The sequence below is a fragment of the Dietzia sp. DQ12-76 genome, assembly GCF_014145045.1.
GTDB lineage: Bacteria > Actinomycetota > Actinomycetes > Mycobacteriales > Mycobacteriaceae > Dietzia.
This window is the reverse complement of the sequence record NZ_JAALDV010000445.1, coordinates 1-1,089: the sequence shown is the minus strand read 5'-3', so window position 1 is coordinate 1,089 and position 1,089 is coordinate 1. Positions and strand designations below refer to the sequence as shown.

Genomic DNA, 1,089 nt, shown 5'->3' with positions numbered 1-1,089 from the left:
GTGCACAGGTCCATGGTCGTGCACAGCTCCATGGTCGTACACCGTGGCGCGGGCGGTCATGCTTGCTGCTCCACCGGGCCGACGGGATCGTGGACGGTCACCAATTTGGAACCGTCGGGGAAGGTGGCCTCGACCTGGATCATCGGTAGCCGCTCCACCACCCCGGCCATGACCTGCCCGGCGTCCAGGACCCGACGCCCCAGGTCCATGCACTCGGCGACGGTGCGTCCGTCGCGGGCGTGCTCGACGATCTCCCACGAGATGAGCGCGGTGGCCTCCGGGACATTGAGCAGCACGCCGCGGTCGAGTCTCCGGCGGGCCACCTCCGCCGCGGTGAACAGGGTGAGTTTGTCCAGTTCGCGGGGGGTGAGCTTCATCGGCGGGTCCTCTCGTGCTCGGAGCGTCGGCGCGCCGGGGCGTGTCGATCACGCTAATACCACCGTGTGTCGGCCGTGTAACACCGCTGCCGAGGACCGCTCCCACCCCTGTCGCCGAGCGCCTGAACGTCCCTGACCTGCGGTGCCCTGAACGGCGCGAGCAGGGCACCGCAGGTCACGGACCGTGTCCCTCCACTGGTTCGCGCCGCGCGATCCAAACACGGGATCATCCGGACTCCGGCGCCGTCTGAACACCCGCCCCGTGCCTGCCCCAGCACACCAGCCCTCCACCACACCAGCCCTCTGTCCTGTGGCGCCCTGCAGAGGGCGAGCAGGGCACCGCTGGTCACAGGGCAGCGCACCCGGCGAGGGCCCGTCCGGCAGCACCGGCCGCGCCCGACCACTGGTTCGGCGGCCGATTGTTACGGCACGTTACGACTCCCGCGTCGCCATCGCTCCGCCTCCCGCCCACTGCCATCATGAATCGATGCCCCAGAACATCGCCGGGACGACCGCGACCGACGACCCCGCCGTGGGTGACTTCGACACCGCCCCCGCGGACAACCTGCTGCCCGTGCTCACGGAGCTGTCGGGATCTGCCGAATGGGCACGGGCGGTACTGGACGGTCGGCCATACCGCTCGCGCGCGGCCCTGCACTCCGCGGCCCGACGGGTGCTCGCCGGGCAGAGCGACGCCGAGGTGCTGTCCGCG

Annotated in this window: 2 protein-coding genes; one reads left to right on the top strand and one right to left on the bottom strand. The window is 70.9% G+C overall.

Annotated features, from left to right (window positions below; translation table 11 throughout):
* Positions 1-56: 56 nt before the first annotated feature.
* Positions 57-377 (bottom strand): urease subunit gamma, encoded by a 321-nt coding sequence (locus tag G6019_RS14440; RefSeq protein ID WP_017837974.1) that lies wholly within the window; start codon positions 375-377, stop codon positions 57-59.
* A 487-nt stretch (positions 378-864) separates the two neighbouring features.
* On the opposite strand from G6019_RS14440, the gene G6019_RS14435 reads away from it, so the two are divergent.
* On the top strand, positions 865-1,089 hold a 225-nt coding region (locus tag G6019_RS14435; protein ID WP_375539770.1), incomplete at its 3' end, for a 2-oxo-4-hydroxy-4-carboxy-5-ureidoimidazoline decarboxylase.

Excerpts from the sequence above, each read along its gene's own strand:
- G6019_RS14440 (WP_017837974.1), bottom strand. The coding sequence starts at position 377 with ATGAAGCTCACCCCCCGCGAACTGGACAAACTCACCCTGTTCACCGCG.